Annotated in this window: 1 protein-coding gene; it reads left to right on the top strand. The window is 40.2% G+C overall.

Annotated features, from left to right (window positions below; genetic code table 11):
• Nucleotides 1-458: conjugal transfer protein TrbL family protein (locus ACKTR2_RS10485; RefSeq protein WP_407885085.1), on the top strand; the 458-nt coding region annotated here is incomplete at both ends.

The raw sequence follows: 458 nt of genomic DNA, 5'->3' as shown, positions 1-458 counted from the left end.
TTACAAGGCTTTATTCAAGGTTCAATTACCTTGCCCCTGCTAAAGTATATGTTTAGTTCTGATCAGCAGTTCACTGCTAAATCAATTACCGGCATGAATAAAGTTCCTGGGTTAAAAGATGTTGGCATTTCGCTACCCTTACAGATTTTGTTTCTGCTAATCTTCACTGTCGTAACCGTCGTGTTCTTTATCAAAATGTGTGTGTTTGTGGCTGATATGGCGTGGTATAACCTGACAATTCCTTTAGCTGCAATGAGCATGGCGACCGAAAGCTTTGATTACAGTGGCACGTGGTGGAAGAAGTACATTTATTACAATGCTTCTATTATTAGCCAGGTGCTTTGTATGTCACTATCAGTATGGTGTTTCACTAATATGGCTAAATACGGGTTTATTGCTTTTATTGCTTCCATCGGATTCGGTTTTCTGGTGGTCAAAACCCCTGACGCCGTTAAAGA

Source organism: Furfurilactobacillus curtus (genome assembly GCF_045862785.1).
GTDB lineage: Bacteria > Bacillota > Bacilli > Lactobacillales > Lactobacillaceae > Furfurilactobacillus > Furfurilactobacillus curtus.
Note: the sequence above shows the minus strand (reverse complement) of the source record. Positions and strands in the feature narration are given on the sequence as shown.